At 71.3% G+C, this 20,188-nt stretch carries 17 protein-coding genes; 9 read left to right on the plus strand and 8 right to left on the minus strand.

All coding sequences use genetic code 11. The features are described from left to right. Positions 1 to 32: 32 nt before the first annotated feature. Both ACZK4S_RS01580 and ACZK4S_RS01585 read left to right on the plus strand, forming a co-directional pair. Positions 33 to 737: a demethylmenaquinone methyltransferase gene (locus ACZK4S_RS01580; protein WP_076060867.1), complete on the plus strand. Its 705-nt coding sequence runs from the start codon at positions 33 to 35 to the stop codon at positions 735 to 737. Continuing rightward, a complete protein-coding gene (locus ACZK4S_RS01585) occupies positions 737 to 2,497 on the plus strand; it encodes a TM0106 family RecB-like putative nuclease (protein ID WP_463643140.1) in 1,761 nt (586 codons plus the stop codon). Before ACZK4S_RS01580 ends, ACZK4S_RS01585 begins: the two co-directional genes overlap by 1 nt. Here ACZK4S_RS01585 and menD read toward each other — a convergent pair. The 4 genes from menD to ACZK4S_RS01605 are packed head-to-tail and all read right to left on the minus strand — an operon-like array spanning position 2,428 to position 6,744. Continuing rightward, positions 2,428 to 3,960 (minus strand): 2-succinyl-5-enolpyruvyl-6-hydroxy-3-cyclohexene-1-carboxylic-acid synthase, encoded by a 1,533-nt coding sequence (gene menD, locus ACZK4S_RS01590; protein ID WP_463643141.1) that lies wholly within the window; start codon positions 3,958 to 3,960, stop codon positions 2,428 to 2,430. The two genes, ACZK4S_RS01585 and menD, sit on opposite strands and share 70 nt — an antisense overlap. Next, positions 3,957 to 4,883 carry an o-succinylbenzoate synthase gene (locus ACZK4S_RS01595; protein WP_463643142.1) on the minus strand — a complete coding sequence of 309 codons (927 nt, stop codon included), beginning with the start codon at positions 4,881 to 4,883 and terminating at the stop codon, positions 3,957 to 3,959. Before ACZK4S_RS01595 ends, menD begins: the two co-directional genes overlap by 4 nt. After that, positions 4,880 to 5,758: a 1,4-dihydroxy-2-naphthoate polyprenyltransferase gene (locus tag ACZK4S_RS01600; RefSeq protein WP_463643143.1), complete on the minus strand. Its 879-nt coding sequence runs from the start codon at positions 5,756 to 5,758 to the stop codon at positions 4,880 to 4,882. The genes ACZK4S_RS01595 and ACZK4S_RS01600 overlap by 4 nt, the downstream gene beginning before the upstream one ends. Beyond that, on the minus strand, positions 5,755 to 6,744 hold the full coding sequence (locus tag ACZK4S_RS01605; protein ID WP_463643144.1) for an AMP-binding protein: 990 nt from the start codon (positions 6,742 to 6,744) through the stop codon (positions 5,755 to 5,757). The genes ACZK4S_RS01600 and ACZK4S_RS01605 overlap by 4 nt, the downstream gene beginning before the upstream one ends. A gap of 48 nt (positions 6,745 to 6,792) precedes the next feature. Here ACZK4S_RS01605 and ACZK4S_RS01610 point away from each other — a divergent pair, with 48 nt between their 5' ends. The 5 genes from ACZK4S_RS01610 to ACZK4S_RS01630 all read left to right on the plus strand — a co-directional run bounded on the left by ACZK4S_RS01610 (position 6,793) and on the right by ACZK4S_RS01630 (position 10,880). Continuing rightward, positions 6,793 to 7,041 (plus strand): PLD nuclease N-terminal domain-containing protein, encoded by a 249-nt coding sequence (locus tag ACZK4S_RS01610; protein ID WP_076060882.1) that lies wholly within the window; start codon positions 6,793 to 6,795, stop codon positions 7,039 to 7,041. 77 nt (positions 7,042 to 7,118) lie between these two features. Continuing rightward, positions 7,119 to 7,724, plus strand: a complete 606-nt coding sequence (gene dhaL, locus ACZK4S_RS01615) for a dihydroxyacetone kinase subunit DhaL (RefSeq protein WP_463643412.1) — start codon at positions 7,119 to 7,121, stop codon at positions 7,722 to 7,724. A 42-nt stretch (positions 7,725 to 7,766) separates the two neighbouring features. Then, positions 7,767 to 8,585 (plus strand): nucleotidyltransferase family protein, encoded by an 819-nt coding sequence (locus ACZK4S_RS01620; protein ID WP_463643145.1) that lies wholly within the window; start codon positions 7,767 to 7,769, stop codon positions 8,583 to 8,585. Beyond that, complete coding sequence (locus ACZK4S_RS01625) at positions 8,582 to 9,769, plus strand: GHMP family kinase ATP-binding protein (RefSeq protein WP_463643146.1); 1,188 nt, start codon at positions 8,582 to 8,584, stop codon at positions 9,767 to 9,769. The genes ACZK4S_RS01620 and ACZK4S_RS01625 overlap by 4 nt, the downstream gene beginning before the upstream one ends. A 124-nt stretch (positions 9,770 to 9,893) precedes the next feature. Next, positions 9,894 to 10,880 carry an IS481 family transposase gene (locus tag ACZK4S_RS01630; RefSeq protein WP_463643147.1) on the plus strand — a complete coding sequence of 329 codons (987 nt, stop codon included), beginning with the start codon at positions 9,894 to 9,896 and terminating at the stop codon, positions 10,878 to 10,880. A gap of 133 nt (positions 10,881 to 11,013) precedes the next feature. On the opposite strand, the gene ACZK4S_RS01635 is transcribed toward ACZK4S_RS01630, so the two are convergent. Together ACZK4S_RS01635 and ACZK4S_RS01640 are read right to left on the minus strand one after the other, a co-directional pair. Continuing rightward, positions 11,014 to 11,925 (minus strand): cation diffusion facilitator family transporter, encoded by a 912-nt coding sequence (locus tag ACZK4S_RS01635; protein WP_463643148.1) that lies wholly within the window; start codon positions 11,923 to 11,925, stop codon positions 11,014 to 11,016. Between the two features lie 47 nt (positions 11,926 to 11,972). Further along, on the minus strand, positions 11,973 to 12,914 hold the full coding sequence (locus ACZK4S_RS01640) for an NAD(P)-dependent oxidoreductase (protein ID WP_463643149.1): 942 nt from the start codon (positions 12,912 to 12,914) through the stop codon (positions 11,973 to 11,975). Between the two features lie 197 nt (positions 12,915 to 13,111). Here ACZK4S_RS01640 and ACZK4S_RS01645 point away from each other — a divergent pair, with 197 nt between their 5' ends. Then, on the plus strand, positions 13,112 to 16,159 hold the full coding sequence (locus tag ACZK4S_RS01645) for a glycine--tRNA ligase (protein ID WP_463643413.1): 3,048 nt from the start codon (positions 13,112 to 13,114) through the stop codon (positions 16,157 to 16,159). A gap of 18 nt (positions 16,160 to 16,177) precedes the next feature. Further along, positions 16,178 to 17,641, plus strand: coding sequence for a patatin-like phospholipase family protein (locus ACZK4S_RS01650; RefSeq protein WP_463643150.1), 1,464 nt, complete (start codon positions 16,178 to 16,180; stop codon positions 17,639 to 17,641). Here the strand turns inward: ACZK4S_RS01650 and ACZK4S_RS01655 are convergent. Together ACZK4S_RS01655 and ACZK4S_RS01660 are read right to left on the minus strand one after the other, a co-directional pair. Then, entirely contained in the window at positions 17,638 to 18,636 is a 999-nt protein-coding gene (locus ACZK4S_RS01655) for a tocopherol cyclase family protein (RefSeq protein WP_463643151.1), read from the minus strand. The two genes, ACZK4S_RS01650 and ACZK4S_RS01655, sit on opposite strands and share 4 nt — an antisense overlap. Before the next feature lie 9 nt (positions 18,637 to 18,645). After that, positions 18,646 to 20,145, minus strand: a complete 1,500-nt coding sequence (locus tag ACZK4S_RS01660; protein WP_463643152.1) for a CYTH and CHAD domain-containing protein — start codon at positions 20,143 to 20,145, stop codon at positions 18,646 to 18,648. Positions 20,146 to 20,188 lie beyond the last annotated feature (43 nt).

A 20,188-nucleotide genomic window follows, 5' to 3' on the forward strand; every position in this document is an offset into this window, starting at 1 on the left:
CATCCGTCGGTGGGCAGCGATAAGGTGAACCAATGCAGAGTGAGCCCGGCAGCCGAGCAACCCTTGACAAGCGGCGCGGTGACGTCGCCGCCATGTTCGACGGTGTCGCCAAACGCTATGACCTGTTCAACGACGTGTTGAGCATGGGTCAGGTGAGGAGGTGGCGCCGCGCCACGGTGGAGGCGGTGGACCCGCAGCCCGGGCAGCGCATCCTGGACCTCGCGGCGGGCACCGGCACGTCGTCGGCCGTCCTCGCGGCGCACGGCGCCTACGTGGTGCCCAGCGACATCTCCCTGGGCATGCTGGCCCAGGGGCGGCGGCAGCAGCCCGGCCTCGACTTCGTGGCGGGCGACGCGGTGGCCCTGCCGTTCCCGGACGACACGTTCGACGCCGTCACCATCTCCTACGGGCTGCGCAACGTCGAACGCACGCTGGACGCGCTGAAGGAGATGTACCGGGTCACCAAGCCCGGCGGCCGCGTGGTCATCGCGGAGTTCTCCACCCCCACCAACCGGGCCTTCCGGCACGTCTACACCAACTACCTCGTGGCCGCGTTGCCCCGCATCGCCAAGCTGTCCAGCAATCCGGTGGCCTACGGCTACCTGGCGGAGTCCATCCTCGCCTGGCCGGATCAGCAGGGGCTGGCAGACCTCATGCGCGAGGCCGGCTGGCAGGGCGTGGAATGGCAGGACCATGCCGCCGGCATCGTCGCGCTGCACCGGGGCTGGAAGCGTTGATGAACAGTTTCGTGCTGGACGCCTACGCCGCACGCAGTTGCCCGGTGAAGACGTTCCACACGTTCGACCCCACGCTCCCCCAGCCGGCACAGCCGCATGACGAGTCGCTGCGCGAATCGTTCCAGGGCGGCTCGGATTTCCGCGACGGGGTGCTCAACCGGCTGGCCGCCCGCACCGAGGGCGTCGTGGACCTCCGCAACCTGCACGCGCAGGGCGCCTCGTGGGAGGAGCGGCTCAAGGCCGCGTTGGAGGCCATGGGCGCAGGGGCGCCGCTGATCCTCGGCGGGGTCCTGCCCATGGACCTCGACGGCCACCGCAGCGGCCGGCCTGACGCGCTGGTGCGCGGCACGGACACCGAGGCCGGCACGCCCGGCTACTGGCCGCTGAAGGTCAAGCCGTACCGGGTGCGCGAGAAGCAGGTGGGGGCCACGCAACTGCAGGTCTCCACCCTCGGCGCCATCGGCACCCTGGAGGCCCTCCCTGACCTGCGCTACCGCGTCCACCGCGAAGGCGTGCTGCTGGAGTTGGGACACCACTGGCGGCTGCTCGAATCCTGCGGCTTCGCGTCCTCGTCCTCCCTGGCCGCCGTCGTGGGCGACGACCGGGCCGCCGGTTCGGAGCCGTCGGCCACCTGGGTGGACCTCACCACCAAGTTCATCCGGACCTATTCGAAGACGGCGGGGCACAAGCTGCGCTCGGCGTTGGAACGCTACGACCACGAGCACGGCTTCCGCGTCTACGTGGCCGAACACGCGCGCGAGCGCACCGGGGTGGCCGACCCCGCGCCGGTGGTGCGGCCCATCCGCATCAAGGAGTGCGAATGGTGCGCGTGGTGGCAGGTGTGCCGCCCGCTGATCGACGACGACGACCTCTCGCTGCGCATCTCCAAGGCGCCGCTCGACGTGCGCGAACTCCAGACGCTGCTGGGCCTGGGCATCAAGACCGTCGCGGAGCTGGCGGAGGCCGACATCGACGCCATCCTCCCCCGGTACCTGCCGCTCACGGGTCACCGCGACCGTTCCGAACACCGCCTGCGCCAGGCGGCCCGCCGTGCCCGGATGCTGGCCAACGGCGTGGAGCTGGAGCGCGTCAGCACCGAGGCCATCGGGGTGCCGCGCGCCCCCGTCGAGGTGGACCTCGACATCGAGACCGCCGACGACGGCACCGTGTACCTCTGGGGTGTCCTGGTGACCGACGCTGAGGGCTCGCGGTTCCAGCACTTCAGCCGCTTCGAGCAACTCACCCAGGACGCGGAGACGGCCGTGGCGGTGGAGTTCGCCCAGTGGCTGCTGGACATGGTGGCGCGTCATCCGGGGCTCAGGGTGTTCCATTACAGCGACTACGAGACCGTGCACCTGCGGCGGATCGCGGAACGCAGCGGCAACCCGGCGCTGCTCGCGGCCGTGGGACTCATCAAGGACCACTTCACAGACCTGTTCGGGTTCGTCCGCGACAACTTCGTCGGCGTCGACGGGCTCGGCTTGAAGGTCGTCGCCAGCCGCGGAGTGGGCTTCCGCTGGCGCGACGAGGAGCCGGGCGGCCTCGCGTCGCAGACCTGGTTCGCGCAGGCCGTCAAGGCCGGCACCGCGGAGGCCCGCAGCTCAGCGCGGCGGCGGGTGCTGGACTACAACGAGGACGACGTGCGCGCCACGCTGGCCGTGCGCAACTGGCTCACCGCCCACGACGGCGGTCAGGGCCTCGGGACCCCTGCCACGATGAACTCGGCGTCCGAGGCGAGCGCCTCCTCCAGCGAGGGCTGATCGGCCACGCGCACCGCCAGCCACCCCATGGCGGTGGCCACGGCCACCAGGTCCAGGCCCTGGGGCGTGCCGAACACCCGCTCGAAGCTGTCGGCGTAGTCCGGCGCGCCCTGCTCGAGGGTGTGGAAGATCGAGCCGCCGTCGTCATCGGCCACCACGACGCGTAACCCCGGCCACGGCTCGAGGGAGGGCCGGACGAGTGCCCCCAGGTCGTGCTGCACCGTGAGGTCGCCGACCAGCACCGTGGTGGGGCGGTGGTCCGCCAGCGCGATGCCGGTGGCGGTGGCGATGGTGCCGTCGATGCCGGCCACGCCGCGGTTGGCGTAGACCCGCGGGGCGTCGTCCCCCACCGGGAGCATGTCTGCGGCGCGGATGATCGAGCTGGAACCGAGCATGAGGTCGTGCCCGCCGTCGAGCGCCGCGAGCACGGCCCTGGCGACGTGGCGCTGGGTGAAACCCTCGCCGACGCCCGCCGCGTCGGCCGCGCGCCAGCGGGCCAGCCAGGACTCCTCCTGCTCCGGGATCTCGACCGAATCCGCGATGACGACCGCGCGATGCCCGGGGTCCGTCCAGTCCGCGGCGGACGTCACCACGATGAGCTCCACGTCGGCGCGGGCCATCAGGGCGACCACCGGCCGCGACAGGGTGGGGTGACCGAACACCACCACCCGTTCGATCTCGGCGCCCAGCGTGCCCAGGAGGTCGCGGTAGCCGGCGATGGCGCAGCCCCCTCCGCGGGCGTTGGAGCTGGGTTCGGCGAAGAGCGGCGCCCCCGCGGCCTCGGCGACCCTCCTGGCCTCGGCGCCGATCTCGGGCGGGGCGTCGCCGGCCAGCACGACGGTGCGCAGGCCGGCTGCAGCCCGAAAGACCTGTCCGGGCAGGCTCGGGCTCACCAGCAGCGGCCACTGCTCGGGGGCCGGTAGCGGGCCCACCACCGGGGCGGCGAACTCGACGTTCAGTTGCACGGGCCCTGGCCGGCGGGTGCGGTAGCCGGCCGCGAGTACGACGGCGCGGTGCACGCCGGCGGCCCAGGCCGCCTCGTCACCGGATTCAGACGACAACCGGACGACGCCCAGCGCAGCCGGCCCCAGCGCCCCCGCCTGGTCTGCCGTCTGGCTCGCGCCGGTGCCCACGAAATGGGCGGGGCGGTCCGCGGTGATGAAGACCAGCGGGATACCGGCGGCCCGCGCCTCCATGGCCGCCGGGGCCAGGTTCGCCACGGCGGTGCCGGACGTGGTCATGACCGCGACGGGGCGCTGACCGGCCTTGGCCAGGCCCAACGCGGTGAACGAGGCCACCCGCTCGTCGATGCGGACGTGCAGCCGGAGCACCCCGGCGCGGTCGGCGCGCTCGACGGCGAGGGCCAGGGACGCGCTGCGGGAGCCGGGCGCGAGCACCACGTCGCGCACCCCCATGCTGAGGAGGGCGTCGACGATCGTGCTGCCCAACCGGATGCTGCTCATGAGACCCTCCTCCACCGATCCAACCAGAAGTGGGTGAGTTCCGGGCCGGCCGCGTACCGCTCGAGCAACGCGGGGTCCACGACCACCGGCCGCACCGGGAGCATGCCGTCGACCGGGTGGAGCGGGCTCGCCGTGACGTCGCCGTCGAGGAGGCGGGCGGTCTCCAGACCGCAGGCGTGGGGCAGCTCGGGCAGCGCGGCAGCCAGGGCGAGCCCCGCCCGGAGACCGACGGAGGTCTCCACGGCGCTGGACACCACCACGGGCATGGCCAGTTCCTCGGCGAGGCGCAGGCAGGCGCGGACGCCGCCCAGCGGCTGCACCTTGAGCATGGCGATGTCGGCCGCCCCGGCCCGCTTCACCCTGAGCGGGTCGCCGGCGCGGCGGATGGATTCGTCGGCGGCGATGGGCGTGCCGAGGTCGAGCCGCCGCAGCGCGGCGAGTTCCTCGACGGTGGCGCAGGGCTGTTCCGCGTACTCGAGCCCGAACGGCTCCAGTTCCCTGAGGGCGGCGGCCGCGTCGTGGAGGCTCCAACCGCCGTTGGCGTCCACGCGGAGCTTGGCCCCCGGCAGGGCGGCGTGCACCGCGGCGACCCGGGCGACGTCGTCATCGATCCGCTCCCCCGAGGCCGCCACCTTGATCTTGATCGTGCTGCAGCCGGACGCCACCGCGCGGGCCGCGGCCTGCTCCGGCGGGAGGCCCGGGACGATGCCGTTGACGGGCACGGTGTCACGCACCGGCTCCGGGTACCCCTCCTCGGCCATCTCCATGGCGGCGCGGAGCCAGGCGGCGGCCTCCGCGTCGTCGTACTCCGGGAAGGGGCTCCACTCGGCCCACCCGGCCGGGCCCTCGAACAGGATCCCGCTGCGGTGGGTGATGCCGCGGAACCGGACGGTGAGGGGGATGTCGTAGACGAAGAGCCTCATGCGAGGTAGGTCCCGACGAGCAGCCCCAGGCCGATGCCGATCTCGGCGAAGCCGGTGGACTGGATCACGGGGATGAGTCCCCGGCCGTCGGCTCCCCCGAGGATGCGGCGCAGGGGCTCGACGAGCAGGCCCACGGCCAGGAGCGCCACCAGGGCCCACCACGTGGTCAGCGCAGCGAAGCCGATGACGGCGGCGACGGTGAGCCCGACGAGGGCGGCGTAGAAGAGGCGGCTGTTGCGGTCGCCCAGCCGCGCGGGCAGCGTCATCTTGCCGGCGATCCGGTCCGTGGGGATGTCGCGCAGGTTGTTGGCCACCAGGATGCCGGCGGCGAGCGCGCCCACCGCTGCGCCTGCCAGCCACGCGTGCCACGGCGCGGCGTCGGAGATCACGTAGGCAGTACCCACGGTGGCCACCAGGCCGAAGAACACGAACACCATGAGCTCGCCCAGCCCCAGGTAGCCGTAGGGCCGCCGGCCGCCGGTGTAGAACCAGGCGGCGATGATGGCGAGAGCCCCCACGACCAGCAGCCACCAGTGACCGCTCCACGCCACGACGCCCAACCCGGCCAGGGCAGCCACTCCGAAGGAGAGGAACGCGGCCCGCTTCACGGCGGCGGGCGCCGCCAGGCCGGAGGCGGTGATGCGGGTGGGGCCCACCCGGTCGTCGTCGGTGCCACGCACGCCGTCGGAGTAGTCGTTGGCGTAGTTGACGCCCACCTGCAGCGCCAGGGCCACCACGAGGCAGAGGGCCGCGACGCCCCAGTGGTACCTGCCGAGAGCGGCGGCGGAGGCGGATCCCGCCAGGATGGGGGCGACGGCGGCGGGGAGGGTGCGGGGGCGCGCACCGGCCACCCAGACGGAGAGGGAGTCGTTCATGATTTGACCAATCCTAGGAGGCTTCGCCGGTCCGGTTTACCGCCGCCGGTGCGCGGCAGCGTCTCGACGGTGACCAGTTGCCGGGGCAGCGCCGGGGCAGGCAGCGAGCCGCGCAGGGTGTCCCGCCAGGTTTCCAGCGTGCCCCCGGTGGCGAACAGCACGACGCGCGCGCCCCATTCCGGGTCGTCGACGGCGAGCACGTCGGTCTCCGGGTCCAGAGCGGCGACGGCGCGGCGCACCTCTGCGAGGTCGACGTTGACGCCGCCGCTGATGACGACATCGTCGAAGCGGCCGTCGATGATGAGTCTGCCGTCGGCCCAGTGGCCGCGGTCGTTGGTCAGCACCGCCCCCCCGGCTGCGGGGTGGCCGAGGTAGCCCTCGAACACGGTGGGCCCGCCGATCTCGATCCGGCCGAGTTCCCCCACGGTGATCCTGACTCCGGGCAGCGGGACGCCGTCCCACACCACTCCGCCGCAGGTCTCGCTCATCCCGTAGGTCTCGATCACCCGGATGCCGGCCGCCTCGGCCCTGGCCCGCAGTTCGGGACGCAGCGCGGCGCCCCCGACGAGGACGGCGTCGAACCGGCCCAGCATCGCGCTCAGCGCGGGTGACTCGAGGGCGCGGTACAGTTGGGTGGCCACGATCGAGAGGCAGTTGCGTCCGGGCGCAGGATCGAGGTCCGTGAGGTCTGGGGACGCGGTGCGCACCCCGTCGCCGACCTGGCCACGCACAAGCACCATGAGTCCGGCCACGTAGTGCGGCGCGAGAGTCAGGTGCCAGGTGGCGGTGAATCCCAGGCGCTCCTCGGCGGCCCGCGCCGCCGCCGTCAGCGCGGTGCGGTGCAGTACCACCAGCTTCGCGTCACCCGTCGAGCCGGAGGTCGCCACAACGGCGCACCCGTCGGGCGCGGTACCGCTGCCGGGGGCCAGCCACAGGCCGGGGCCGCCGTCGAGGAGGTCGCGGACCCGTGCGCTGATGGTGTGCATCCCTTCACCCTAAACCGGGCCCCGGGTTGGACGGCGTAGACTTGGCCCATGCCCAGGATCCTCCTCATCATCGCGGTGGTGATGCTCACCATCTACTGCGTGGTCGAGGTCGCGCAGTCCCGCGGTTACCGGGTCCGGGCCATGCCCCGCTGGCTCTGGGCCTTCGCCGTCATCGCGCTGCCCATCGTGGGGCCCGTGTCCTGGCTCGTCCTGGGCCGGCCGCTGAAGAACCACCCGCAGGTCCGCGATCATCGGGCCCCCGATGACGACGAGGATTTCCTGCGCGGCCTGCGCTGACATCGCGCGTTCACCTTGGGGGCGTACAATCTCGCCCGTTGTCTCGTCTGAGGAGGACGCACGTGGGAGCCGGAGTGATGGTGGTGGCCGAGTGGCTGCTGGAATGCTCGCGCGAATTCGTTGCCCGCATCGATGAGCTGGACGAACTCGACCGTGCCCTCGGCGACGGCGATCACGGCACCAACATGGTGCGCGGTTTCGCGGCCGCGGAAAACCTCGACCTCAGCGCCCAGAACCACGCCGCCGAGGCGCTGCGCCAGGTGGGCATGGCTCTGGTGCAGAACGTGGGCGGCGCCTCCGGGCCGCTGTTCGGCACGTTCTTTCTCCGCGCCGGCGCGCACTGGGACCCGTCGCTCACCACGCACGGCCTGGCCCTCGCGCTGCGGGAGGCGCTCCGCGGCGTGCAGGCGCGCGGCAAGGCAGAGCCAGGCGACAAGACGATGATCGACGCGCTGGCCCCCGCCTCCGCGTCGCTCGACGCGTCGGCCGCCGAAGGCGAGAATGTCGCAGCTGCCCTGGAGAAGGCGGCCGCGGCCGCCGAGGCCGGGCGCGACGCCACCGTCGACATGGTGGCCCGCCGGGGCAGGGCCGCTCTGAACGCGGACCGGTCGGTGGGCATCATCGACCCGGGGGCCGTGTCCATGGCCCTGATTCTGCGCACGGCCGTTCACCACATCGGCTGACCACTTCGCGTCCCACCCGGGGCGGGCAATAGGGTGGGTGCCATGAGCTACGAGGCACCTCACAAGGCAGTCATTCTGGCCCGCGGGCTGGGTTCGCGCATGCGCAAGGAAGCTGAGGGTGTCGACCTCAGCGAAGAGCAGTCCAAGGCCGCCGACGCGGGCGTCAAGGCGATGATCTCCGTCGGGCGTCCGTTCCTCGACCACGTGATCTCCGCGCTGGCCGACGCCGACTTCACCGACATCTGTCTGGTGATCGGCCCGGAGCACGACATGATCCGCGACTACTACGACAACGTGGCCAAGGATCGCATCACCGTCTCCTACGCCGTTCAGGAGGAGCCGCTCGGCACCGCCAACGCCGTGCTCGCCGCGGAGGAGTTCGCCGGCGACGACCGCGTGCTGGTGATCAACTCGGACAACTACTACCCCGCCGAGGCCCTCACCCTGCTGAAGGACGTCCCCGGCTCCGCCCTCGTGGGCTTCACCCGCAACGGGATGCTCACCAAGTCCAACATCGCCCCAGAGCGCATCGCCGCCTTCGCGCTGGCCACCGCCGACGAGGAGGGCAACCTGGCCGAACTGGTCGAGAAGCCGGACCCGGAGACCATCGAGCGCCTCGGCGACGATGCCGTCATCTCGATGAACTGCTGGCTGTGCACCCCGGCGATCTTCGCCGCAGCGAAGGCCATCCCGCTGTCGGCGCGCGGCGAATATGAGATCACCGACGCGGTGCGCCGCGCCATCGAGGACGGCGACCCGTACGCCGTCGTGAAGGCCGACGCCGGCGTGCTCGACATGAGCAACCGCGGCGACATCGCCTCCGTCGTCGAAGCTCTGGGTGACCGCGAGGCCCGTCTGTGAAGTGGTTCGTCCCCGGCCGCCTCGAGGTCCTCGGTAAGCACACCGACTACGCCGGCGGCCGGTCGCTGCTGGCTGCCGTGGACCGCGGCATCACCATCACCCTGGAGGACGCGGACGAAGGCTTCTACGCCTGTACGACGGCCGTGCCCGGTGAGCTGAAGCTCACCCCGGGGTCGCCGTCGGGTCTGCCGAAGGGCCACTGGGGAAACTACGTCCAGGCCACGCTCGACAGGCTGTTCCTCAACTTCGGCGACCTGAAGCCCGCCCGCCTCGTGATCGACTCGAACCTGCCGCTCGCCTCGGGCATGAGCTCGTCGTCGGCGCTCGTGGTGGCCGTTGCCCTGGCCGTGGTGGACCACAACGACATCCGTGAGCGCGAGGAGTGGAAGGCCAACATCCACTCCGACATCGACCTGGCCGGCTACATGGCCACGATGGAGAACGGCCTCACCTTCGGCACCCTCGCGGGCATGCGCGGCGTGGGCACGTTCGGCGGCTCGGAAGACCACACGGCGATGCTCTGCTGCCACGAAGGCAGCCTGACCGAGTTCACGTTCTGCCCCATCGAGGAGGGCGTCTCGGTGGCGCTTCCCCCGGAGTGGTCGTTCGTCGTGGCGGTCTCGGGCGTGCTGGCCGAGAAGACCGGCGCGGCGCTGGAGTCGTACAACAACGCCTCGCTGACGGCCCGCGAACTGGCTGAGGCGTGGAACGACGCCACGGGCCGCGAGGACGCCGTCCTCGCAGATGCGCTGGCCTCCGACGACGACGCCCTCGAGGGGCTGCGCGCGATCGCGGCCTCGGATGAGGGCCTCACCAGGCGCCTGACGGCCTTCGTCACCGAATCCGAGGTCGCCATCCCCCAGGCGGTGAAGGCCCTGCAGGCCGGCGACCTGGAGGCCTTCGGCCGCGCCGCCGACCTCTCGCAACGCAACGCCGACGAGCAGTTGGGCAACCAGATCCCCGAGACCAACCGCCTCCAGCGGCTCGCCCGCGAGTTGGGCGCGGCCGCCTCGGCGGGCTTCGGCGCCGGCTTCGGCGGCTCCGTCTGGGCCCTGGTCCAGACCGATGAGGCTGAGTCCTTCGCCGACAGGTGGCTGGCTGCCTACGTGGCCGAGTACCCCGAGGTCGCCGAGACCGCGTCGACGATCGTCACCCGCCCCGGCGGCCCGGCCCGTCGCCTCTAGCTGTACTGACCGGACAGGTTGGTTGAAGCAGTGCGATGACACGCGCTGACTGATGGAGACGAAGGGAGGGCCCTTCGGGTTGGGTGGGAGTTGCGAAACCATCCACCGCCAGAGAGGCCCTCTTGTGTCCCACGCTAACGCAGCCCTGACCCCTCGCGCTCGTTTGACCGTAGCCAGACTCGTCGTCGATGCCGGCGTCCCGGTCTCCGAGGTCGCGGCCCGGTTCCAGTGCTCCTGGGCCACAGTGAAACGCTGGGCCGACAGGTATCGGGCTGGCGAATCGATGCAGGACCGTTCATCACGACCGAAGTCGTCTCCGAACAAGACCACGATGCCGGTCGTGAAGCGGGTGGTTTCTCTGAGATTGCGGCTCCGGGAAGGACCCGTGCAACTCGCGTCCCGAGTCGGGGTTGCACCCTCGACGGTCCACCAGATCCTGCGCCGTTGCCGACTGAACCGGCTGGCCCACGTCGACCGGGCCACTGGCGAGCCGGTGCGTCGCTACGAGCACCCGCATCCCGGGTCGATGATCCACGTCGACGTGAAGAAGCTCGGCAACATCCCCGACGGTGGCGGTTGGCGCTTCGTCGGACGAAACCAGGGTGACCGGAACCGTGCGGCCACCCCCGGCAAACAACGCAACCAGCATCACCACCCGAAGATGGGACACGCGTTCGTCCACACGGTCATCGATGACTTCTCCCGCGTCGCCTACGCCGAGGTCCACGACGACGAAACAGCCCTCACGGCCACGGCGGTCCTGGCCCGGGCCGTTGACTGGTTCGCCGCCCGCGGGGTCAAAGTCGAGCGGGTCCTGTCAGACAACGGATCCGCCTACAGATCGAACCTTTGGCATCGAGTCTGCAGCCAGCTCGGCATCACGGTGAAGAAGACCCGACCGTATCGGCCGCAGACCAACGGGAAGATCGAACGGTTCCACCGCACCCTCGCAGACGGTTGGGGATACGCCCGCTGCTACCAATCAGAAGCCGAGCGTCGGGATGCCCTCGCGGGGTGGCTGCATCACTACAATCACCACAGACCCCACACAGCCTGCGGGAACCTCTCACCGTTCACCCGGTTAACCAACGTCCCCGGTCAGTACATCTAGCCGACGGCAAGAGAAAAAAGGCTCCCTCGCGAGGGGTTCCGTGCGTGACGTCACGCTCGGAACCCACCGCGAGGGAGCCTTTTTCATCCACCGCCGACGGCACCTCGCGGCGGCAGCTCAGCCGCCCCTCGGATCAGATGAGGAATTCGTCCTGGTAGCTGCGCGGGTCCTCGATGGGTTCCAGGTGGCCCAGCACGCGGAGGTCCGGGAACTCGTCCTGGAGGAGGTCGACCAGGTCCTCCATGGCGTCGTGGCCCTCCTGCACCGTCCAACTCCCAGGGACGAGCATGTGCATCTCCATGAAGGCGCGGGACCCCGACACGCGGGTGCGGAAGGCGTGGAACTGCACGTGCTCGTTGGTGTGCTCGTCCAGGATGGCGCGCAGCCTGGTGTTGGTCTCCTTGGGCAGCGACTCGTCCATGAGCCCGGAGGACGACTCCATGACCAGCCGCCAACCGGTCCACAGGATGTTGAGGCCCACGAGGATGGCGATCACCGGGTCGAGCCAGTCCCAGCCGGTGAGGCCCACGAGCAGGATGCCGACGACGACACCGGCCGTGGTGATGAGGTCGGTGTAGAGGTGCTTGGCGTCGGCGCGCAAGGTGATCGAGTTGTGCTCCTTCCCGGCGCGCATCAGGACGAACGCGACGGCGCCGTTGACGAGGGCCGCCACCACCGAGATACCCAGGCCGAGGCCGACCTCCTCGATGGGCTGCGGGTCCATGAGCCTCTGGATACCGAACACCAGGATCGCCGCGGCGGCGATGAAGACCAGGACGCCCTCAACGCCCGACGAGAAGTACTCCGCCTTCGTGTGGCCGAAGTGGTGGTTCTTGTCCGCGGGCCGGGCCGCGAGCTTCAGGACGTACAGCGCGACGAACGCCGCCACCAGGTTCACCAGGGATTCGGCCGCGTCGGACAGCAGGCCCACCGAGCCGGTGACCCACCACGCGCCCATCTTCAACACGATGGTGATCAGGGCGGCCGCGATGGACAGCCACGCGAACTTGGTCAGGTCAACGCGTTGGGTGGGAGAGGGAAGCACGCGTCAATGGTGGCCCTTCTGGCGGGTCAAACCCAAACGCCGCGCACTCAGCGCAGGACGTTGCGCAGCTGGCCGCCAGTGGCCAGCGCGCCCACCTGCCGCGCCACGAACTCCGAGGCGCCGGTGGGCCGGTCGCTGGCGATGTGGGGGGTGATCAGCACGTTCGGCTCGTCCCACAACGGCGACTCCGCGGGCAACGGCTCCACCGCCGTCACATCGAGCGCCGCGGCGGCCAGGCGACCCGAGCGCAGCGCCGCCACGAGCGCCTCCTCGTCGACGGTGGTGCCACGCCCCACGTTGACCAGCAGCGCGCCATCCTTGAGGGTCGCCAGTCGCTCTGCGCCCAGCGCCTTCGCCGTCGATTCCAGGCTGGGCAGGATCATGACCAGCACATCGGTGCCCGCGAGCACCTCGTCGAGGCCTTCATCGGCGACCACCGGGAACCCGTGCCGCTCCCCCGCGCTCCTGGCGACACCGGTCACCTCCGCGCCCAACGACTTCAGCAACGGGGCGACGGTGGCCCCGATGGACCCGAAGCCCCAGACCGTCACCTTCGCCCCGCGCAGGCTCACGACGCGGCCGTCGTCGCCTCGGGCCGCCACCGCGCCACCCAGATGGTGGTCCCAGCGACGCTCACGCTTCCTGACCAGCGCCAACGGCAGGAAACGCACCAACGCCAGCGTCAGGGCGAGGACATGTTCGGCGACATTGTCGTCGTGCAGGCCGACGCCGTTGGCGAGCACCACGGAATCGTCGAACCCCGCCGCCAGCACGCTGTCGGCCCCGGCTGCCAGCCCCTGCACCAGCCGGAGGCCGGTCATCCGCCGGGCGGCGTCGTCGATCACCGTCTGCGGCTGCCCCCACACGACGAGCACCTCGGCGTCGAGATGCGCCTCCGGCACCGCCTCGTCGTGCGGCACGACGACGACCTCAGCGCCCTCCAACCGCGGCGCCTCTCCCGGGTAACTGCTGGGGATCACAACCTTCATGCCTGCAGGCTACCCGCGGTTGCGCTGATTCCCCGTGCGCAAGTGGATGTGGTCACGGCTCCCACAACGACGTTTCTCCGCGTGTCGCGGTGACGACCCCATCCAATTGCTCACGGCTCAGGGGGCGGGCCCGACCACCGGCGAAACCCGGATGGGATTCCCGGCGGCGAAGTCGATAGCATGACGGGGTGCTGACCATGCAAGATGCCCTCCGCCGTCTCTCCGACTACTGGACCTCGAAGGGGTGCCTGACCTGGCAACCGTTCAACAGCGAGGTCGGTGCCGGGACGATGAACCCCGCCACCGTGCTGCGCGTGCTCGGGCCAGAGCCGTGGGACGTGGCGTACGTGGAGCCTTCGGTGCGCCCGGATGATTCCCGCTACGGCGAGAACCCCAACCGCCTGCAGATGCACACCCAGTTCCAGGTGATCCTGAAACCGGAGCCCGGCAACCCGCAGGAGCTGTACCTCGGCTCGCTCGAGGCGCTCGGCATCGACCTGTCCGCCCACGACGTGCGCTTCGTCGAGGACAACTGGCAGCAGCCCGCCATCGGCGCCTGGGGACTCGGCTGGGAGGTCTGGCTCGACGGGATGGAGATCACCCAGTTCACCTACTTCCAGCAGGTGGGCGGGCAGAACCTCGACCCCATCCCGGTGGAGCTCACCTACGGCGTCGAACGCATCCTGATGGCACAGCAGGGCGTGACGCACTTCAAGGACATCGTCTACTCCATCGCCGCGGACGGCCGCCCCGTCACGTACGGCGAGGCCTTCGGCCAGCAGGAGTACGAGATGAGCCGCTACTACCTGGACGACGCCGACGTCGACGCCAACCGTCGCCTGTACGAGACCTACGTGGCCGAGGCCACCCGAATGGTGGAGGCCCGCCTCCCCGTGCCGGCGCACGGCTACATCCTGAAGTCGAGCCACGCGTTCAACGTCATGGACGCCCGCGGCGCGATCTCCACCACCGAGCGCGCCAAGGCCTTCGCGACGATGCGCCGACTCATGCGCGATACCGCCGCCCTCTGGATCGAGCGCCGCGAGGAGCTCGGCTTCCCGCTGCTGCGCGAGGCCGCCGTCGGGGAGCAGGCCGCGCCCGCCGTCGACGCCGGCACGCTCGGCGACGACCCGCAGACGCTCGCCTTCGAGATCGGCGTCGAGGAACTCCCGCCGCACGTCGTGCCGCAGACCATCGAGGCCGTGCGCACCGCGCTCACTGAGAAGCTCGCCGCCACGCGCCTCAGCTACGGCGACATCACGGTCGAGGGCACCCCCCGCCGCATCGTCGCGGTGGTCGACGGCGTCGCCGCCCGCGAACCCGACGCCGAGCAGCTGCGCAAGGGCCCCAAGTGGAGCGCCGCGTTCGACGCCGACGGCAACCCCACCAAGCCGCTCGAGGGCTTCATGCGCGGCCAGGGTGTCACGGCGGACCAGATCGTACGCGCCGAGATCGGCGGCAACGAACACGCCGCGGTGTCGGTGAAGGTCGACGGCCGCCACGTCGTGGACGTGGCCGCCGAGGCGATCTCCTCGATCATCGGCGGCCTGCGCGCCGAGAAGAACATGCGCTGGAACGACGCGAACCTGTCGTTCTCCCGCGCCATCCGCTGGCTGGTCGTGCTCTGGGGCGACACCGTCGTCCCGGTCAACGTCTCGGGGCTGACGGCGGGCCGCACCACCTACCTCCAGCGCGCGGTCCAGGGCCAGGAGAGCGGCAGGCGCTCCGACGGCGCCCTCGTCGGGTTCGTCGAGGTGGCCACCGCCGCAGAACTGCTGCCCACCATCCAGCAAGGCTCCATCCTGCTCAGCTCCGAGGACCGCCGCGCCTCCGTCGTCAGCCAGGCGGAGGACCTCGCCCGGGGCGTGGGCGGCACCATCGACGTCGATGCCGAGTCCTCCGTCATCGACGAGATCACCAACCTCGTGGAGGACCCCCGGGGTGTGCTGGGCACCTTCGACGAGCGCTACCTCGACCTGCCCGAGCAGATCCTGACCGCCGTCATGCGCAAGCACCAGCGGTACCTCCCCATCTACCGCGACGGCAGGCTCGCCGCGCACTTCGTCACCATGGCCAACGGCCTGTGCGACGACGACGTGGTGCGCGCCGGCAACGAATCCGTCATCCGCGCCCGCTACGAGGACGCGCTGTTCTTCTGGAACGCCGACCTCGCCGCAGAAGGCGTGGACGGCTTCGTGCCCGGCCTGGACAAGCTCACCTTCGAGGACCGCCTCGGTTCGGTGGGCATGCGCGCCCGCCGCATCGCCGACGTCGCCGCCAGGCTGGCGGACCGGCTCGGCATCGACGGCACGGACCGCGAGACCCTGACGCGCGCCGGGCAACTCGCCAAGTTCGACCTGGCCACCCAGATGGTGGTCGAGATGAGCTCGCTGGCCGGCTTCATCGCCCGCGAGTACGCCGTCCGCAAGGGCGAGACCCAGGCGGTGGCGGACGCGCTGTTCGAGATGGAGCAGCCGCACACCTCCGCCGACGCCGTGCCCGCCTCCGTCCCCGGTGCGCTGCTGGCGCTGGGCGACCGCTTCGACCTACTCGCCGCCATGTTCGCGCTCGGCGCCAAGCCCACCGGCTCCTCAGACCCGTTCGGCCTGCGTCGCGCCGCCCTCGGCGTCGTGCGCATCCTGCGCGAATCGGCCGGCACCCCGCTGGAACGCCTCACCGTGCGGGCCGGGCTCGAGGACGCCGTCGCACGGCTGGCTGAGCAGGGCGTCGACGTGGCCCCGGACGCCGTCGAATCCGCCCTGGAGTTCACCATCGGCCGCTTCGCGCAGCTGCTGCGCGACGAGGGCACCTCCGCAGACCTCGTGACGGCGATCCTGCCCGCGGCGGACGCGCCCGGGCGCGCCGCCCGCCTGCTGGGCGAACTCGCCGGGGCGCAGTCGGACCAGGCGCTGCGTGACCTCGTGTCCACCAACGTGCGCATCACCCGCATCCTGCCCGACGGTGTTGCGGCCGGCTACGACGCGGCGCGCCTGACCGAACCCGCTGAGGTGGCCCTCAAGGAGGCCGTCGAGGCGGTCGGGGCGGGCATCGCCGAGCAGCCCATCGCCGAGGTGGTGACGCACACCGCCCCGGTGGTGCGGGCAGCGGGGACGTTCTTCGACGACATCCTCGTCAACGCGGAGGACCTCGCAGTCCGCGCCGCCCGCCAGGGTCTCCTGGCGTCGGTGCTGGCGTTGTCGCCGGAGGGCATCGATTGGAAGGCCCTCGACATCGCGCTGAACTGAGGCCAGTAACCTGGGGCCATGGCAGTTAAAGGCTGGTTCGGGCTTCCGTTCTTCGCGAAGGATCCGCAACCGGAGGTCGTGACGTGCACGCTCTCGGGGGGCGGCTCCAGGGCCAGCTTCCAATTGGGCGCGCTCGACTACCTGTACCAGCACGACGAACGGTTCACGCCGACGATCTTCGTCGGCACCTCCGCCGGGTCGATCATCGCCAGCTCGCTGGCACAGGGCCGCGACAGGGACGAGCAGTACGGCTACCTCACCCGGCTGCGGTCCATCTGGAACGGGATGCGGGAGCAGAGCGACATGTTCACGCCCCGTCCGTGGTTGTCGACGGCGGAGCGCCAGGCGCCCACCCTGTTGGACCTGATGAAGCCGCCGCGGCCTGAACCCCCGAAGCCGCGCCAACCGCTGCTGCACTTCCCCTTCCTGCGCCCCCAGCACCAGACCCCGGTGACTCCCCCGTCGCCGATCGAGGGACCTGACCCGCTCGAGCTGGCGCTCCAGCCCGACGAGGAACTCCGTTCCGACTGGTCGTTGGCCACGCTCGGCGCCATGGCCGGCGCCCTGAGCCGGCTGAGGCTCAGCGACCTCAATGCCGTCGCGTCCGGGCTGGAGCGCACCCGTTCGATGTACCGGCCCGGCCCGGTGCTCGCCCAGCTCCTGCACGACGAGATGTTCGTCCCCGACCGGGTGGCCGGGTCCGGCATGACGCTGCGCATCGCGATGGTGGGGCTGGAATCCGGTGAGCTCCGGTTCATGACGGAGGACGGCCAGTTGGTGAGCCGCTGGAACGAGCCGTGCGACGACACGCACCACGACCTGCGGGTGGGCGTGCTGGCCTCCTGCTCCATCCCGGCGGTCTTCCGGCCGGTGCCGATCGGCGGCGAGACCTACGTCGACGGCGGGGCCCGGGAGAACCTGCCCGCCGAGCTCGCCATCGGCCACCTGGGCGGGGCGCGCAACTACGTGCTGAGTTCCCAGAGCCAGGGCGTCCAACGGCGCCCCGCGATGACCGACGTGGACCTGTTCGCCGTGGTGATGCGCTCCACCGAGATCCTCATCGACGAGGCCGGCCGCGACGAGCTCGCCTACGCCCACTCCACCGGCGCCGCGGTGGTCCATCCGGAGCTGAGCGTGCACGACGCCATGACCGTGCATCCGGGGCTGATCGCGATCAACGAGGCCTACGGCTGGTTGCGGGCCGCAGAGATGCACCTGAGGCTCGGCCCGGACGAAGAGGCCCGGCACCGGCGCATCATCGAACTGCGGATGCGGATCGTGCAGTTGGAGGACCACTTCCTCAGCCTTGAACTGCCCTTGAAGCGCGACGTCCAGCGGCTGCGCAGCGCCAAGGTGGAGCTGCGCGACCTGGTCCGCTCAGCCCACTCCACCCCCATGCCGGCGGGCGCGGACAGCTGGTGGCTTGAGTGGGAGCGGCGGGTCGTACCGCCGTCGATCGATCCACCCTGGCTCAGCCTCTAGCCTCGCCTGCGCGCGGCCTCCGCCTCTGCCCGCGCCAGCCCGCCGTGCTCGAGGCCGGCCACGCCTGACTCGCCGGCCCACACGACGCGGCCGTCGCGTCGGACCGTGACGGCCATCCGCCCGGCCAGCTGTTCGAGGGCCCCCGGGGTGCCGCGGCGCTCCTCGACGAGGGGGACGGGAAGCACCAACGCCTGGGCGGGTTCGGCCTCGGCATCAAGGTTCACCTGCCAGCGGGCCGAACGGGCCCGGAGTCGCCAGTGGGAGGCGCTGGTGGTGGCCCGGACGGGGGACGTCACCGGGTTGCCGAGCCGCAGCACCGAGCCGTCGGGCAGGCGGACCACCAGCCCCGTCACCTCCGTGCGCAGCGGGCCGGAGTGGACCTCGCCGCCGGCGAACGCCACGCAGACCTCCTCCTCGGCGAAAGCGTGCGCCTGCCCCCACCACCACGAACCGGGGAAGCCCGCCCGTCCCCAGTTCTTCTCCCCGTACACGGCGGCGCCCGAGAGGTCCCAGCGTTCGCCATCCACGACGGCTCCTCCGTCGGCCGTGCCCCCCAGGAGCCAGGGGTGCCAGTACTGGTTGAGCGCGGGCACGCTCTGGAAGTAGCTGGAGCCCCCGAAGAGGCGGTGCGGCCAGCGCCGCTGCCCGCTGATCGTGACGTCGAGCCGGGCATCCGGGCCGAGATCGACGGCGACCCTGGTGTCGTCGCCGAAGAAGCGGCCGTCCAGGGTGCGGGCGCCCGGCCCGAGCCGTCGGCATTCGGCACCCTCGACCACTGCCTGGCGCCAGAAGCCGCCGGAGGTGCCGATCCCGCACAGGGCCCATGGCCCGGCCGCAGTCTGCTGGACGCCGATCAGCGCGATGAGCACGCGGCCGGACTCGGCGTGCGTGAACCGCCAGAAGTGGCCCTCCATGGCGACGCCATGGGCCCGCTCCGGGAACCCGAAGGGGAGGTCCGCGCCGCTTCGTCGGTAGGCACCTAGGGGATCCGGCATGCGCACACCCTAACGGCGGAGCGCCCGGTCGAGGGCCCGTTCGCCTTCCTCCCTGAGGTCGCCGCTCTGGCGGGCGTACTCGATGCCGGCGAGCACGCCGTAGGTGAAGCTCGGCTCTCCCGCGGCCTCCGCCGCCGCAGCTACTTCCGTCAGCCACCGGGTGGCCACGGAGGAGTCCTGCAGCAGGCCCAGCGCATCCGTGGCGGCCTCCCACTCCGCGGCTGACTCGCCTGCGCGGTCGCCGAACGAGGGAGCCACGGCCTCATAGGCATAGCGCACTGCCTTGGCGCGCTTGCGTGCCTCGTGCAACAGGTGCAGCTGGGCGTCACCCTCGGCGTGCGCCGCCGCATCCCTACCGCGCCCGGCCCGGCGCACCGCAGTGCGGATGAGCGGCGGCAAGACCCTGCGCGCCGGCTTCGCGGCCCGCCCCCGCCACGGCGTGTCACCCAGGAAATCCAGGAGCGAGTCCACCAGTGCCAGATAACGCTCCGAGTTCAGCGCCGCCACCAGCGCGGCGTGACCGGAGTCGTGCCGGGTGCCCACCTCGTGCCGCAGCCGTTCGTGCACCGGGCCCCTGACCAGATCGGCGGGCAGCTCGTCCAACTCACCGCCGAGGCGCTCGAGCATGACCTCCGCGTCGCGGGGTGCGCCGAGGATGTCGCCGAGCCAGGACAGCTCGTCGCGCAGGGGGTCCGAAAGCTCGCGCCGGAACAGCCGCCGGAACGTGCGCAGCGCGCCCCGCAGGCGCCGCACCGCGAGCCTGCCCTGGTGCACGGCGTCCTCCTCATCGGCCCGCATCGCGTCCTCGCGCCCGACGACGGCGGCCACCTCCCGGCGCAGGTAGGAGTGCACCAGCACCGCCGCTGGCCCTGAACGACGAGGCCCCCGGCCCTTTTCGACGCGGCGGGGCAGGCTGCCGAGGGACCACACCACCTTGGACGGGGAGCTGGAGCGCTGGACGCCGTGCTCGGCGAACCGCTCCTCCACCGCGGCGAGCAGTTCCTCGTCGCCGTCGATGAGCTCGACCTCGACCTCCCGCATCGACAGCCCAGAGGGCAGGGCGCTGACGCGGTCGTCGGACAGGCCGGCGAGGACGGCGCCTTCCGGGCCGAGCAGCTCTGTCTCGGTGCGATGGGTGACGAGGAAGGACAGCGGGACCAGCGCGTCGTCGGGGTCAGCGGGCCGGTCGGCGCCGAGGGCCGCCGCGACCGCGGCGCGCAGCACGGTGGGCACCCGCAGGTGGCCGGGCGCATCCTCGAGATCCGCGTGGACCTCTTTGCGCGACCGGGGGCCGACGGGAAGCTTGTGGTGCCAACCGTCGTCGCTGCCGCCGGTTCTCCGGCGCAGGGTGATGGAGTGCCTGGTCAGGAGGAGGTCGACCGTGTCGTAGTAGACGGACCGCTGCCGGAAGTCGTGGACGGCGCCGAGGGGAACGAGCCCCTCCAGCGGGGGGACCGAACCGTGCTCCTCAAGCTCGAACTTGATCTCAGTTTCAAGGTGTCCAGCCATGCCACCTAAGCTACGCGACAACCGGCCGGGAGCCGCGCTGGTG

The sequence above is a fragment of the Tessaracoccus zhenghani genome, from assembly GCF_055326325.1.

Excerpts from the sequence above, each read along its gene's own strand:
- menD (WP_463643141.1), bottom strand. The coding sequence starts at position 3,960 with ATGAGCAGCATCCGGTTGGGCAGCACGATCGTCGACGCCCTCCTCAGC.
- ACZK4S_RS01640 (WP_463643149.1), bottom strand. The coding sequence starts at position 12,914 with ATGAAGGTTGTGATCCCCAGCAGTTACCCGGGAGAGGCGCCGCGGTTG.
- ACZK4S_RS01585 (WP_463643140.1), top strand. The coding sequence starts at position 737 with ATGAACAGTTTCGTGCTGGACGCCTACGCCGCACGCAGTTGCCCGGTG.
- ACZK4S_RS01580 (WP_076060867.1), top strand. The coding sequence starts at position 33 with ATGCAGAGTGAGCCCGGCAGCCGAGCAACCCTTGACAAGCGGCGCGGT.
- ACZK4S_RS01660 (WP_463643152.1), bottom strand. The coding sequence starts at position 20,145 with ATGGCTGGACACCTTGAAACTGAGATCAAGTTCGAGCTTGAGGAGCAC.
- ACZK4S_RS01595 (WP_463643142.1), bottom strand. The coding sequence starts at position 4,883 with ATGAGGCTCTTCGTCTACGACATCCCCCTCACCGTCCGGTTCCGCGGC.
- ACZK4S_RS01655 (WP_463643151.1), bottom strand. The coding sequence starts at position 18,636 with ATGCCGGATCCCCTAGGTGCCTACCGACGAAGCGGCGCGGACCTCCCC.
- ACZK4S_RS01600 (WP_463643143.1), bottom strand. The coding sequence starts at position 5,758 with ATGAACGACTCCCTCTCCGTCTGGGTGGCCGGTGCGCGCCCCCGCACC.
- dhaL (WP_463643412.1), top strand. The coding sequence starts at position 7,119 with ATGGTGGTGGCCGAGTGGCTGCTGGAATGCTCGCGCGAATTCGTTGCC.
- ACZK4S_RS01605 (WP_463643144.1), bottom strand. The coding sequence starts at position 6,744 with ATGCACACCATCAGCGCACGGGTCCGCGACCTCCTCGACGGCGGCCCC.
- ACZK4S_RS01650 (WP_463643150.1), top strand. The coding sequence starts at position 16,178 with ATGGCAGTTAAAGGCTGGTTCGGGCTTCCGTTCTTCGCGAAGGATCCG.
- ACZK4S_RS01620 (WP_463643145.1), top strand. The coding sequence starts at position 7,767 with ATGAGCTACGAGGCACCTCACAAGGCAGTCATTCTGGCCCGCGGGCTG.
- ACZK4S_RS01645 (WP_463643413.1), top strand. The coding sequence starts at position 13,112 with ATGCAAGATGCCCTCCGCCGTCTCTCCGACTACTGGACCTCGAAGGGG.
- ACZK4S_RS01610 (WP_076060882.1), top strand. The coding sequence starts at position 6,793 with ATGCCCAGGATCCTCCTCATCATCGCGGTGGTGATGCTCACCATCTAC.